The sequence below is a fragment of the Cetobacterium sp. ZWU0022 genome (genome assembly GCF_000800875.1).
Classification (GTDB): domain Bacteria; phylum Fusobacteriota; class Fusobacteriia; order Fusobacteriales; family Fusobacteriaceae; genus Cetobacterium_A.
On sequence record NZ_JRJZ01000126.1, the window covers coordinates 1 to 396 of the forward strand.

General features: G+C 35.4%; 1 pseudogene. It reads right to left on the reverse strand.

Annotated features, from left to right (window positions below):
* A pseudogene (locus L988_RS13845) lies at positions 1 to 368 on the reverse strand (DEAD/DEAH box helicase); the annotation flags it as partial.
* Between the last annotated feature and the right edge of the window lie 28 nt (positions 369 to 396).

Sequence of the window (396 nt, forward strand, 5' to 3'; positions counted from 1 at the left end):
GATGGAACGTCAAACCCTGTTAGCCACATATCACGAACTATAACAATCTCTAACTCGTCATTGTCATCCTTCATTCTATTAGCAAGCTCTTCTCTCTCCTGCTTTGTTGTAAAGTGCTGCTTAAACTCCATAGGATCTTTACTAATATCACTTGTCATAACAATTTTTATTTTTCCCTTAGCTTTATCCTCGTTGTGCCACTCTGGTCTTAAGCTTACAATCTCGTTATATAAATCCACACATATTTTACGAGACATAGCTACTATCATACATTTACCAAAGGCGTTATCTCTTCTCATCTCCCAGTGATTTATAAAATCTTGAGCCAAAGTTTTCAATCTATTTTCAGAACCAATAATCGCTTCCATCTTTGTGATATCTTTTTTAGTACGTTCA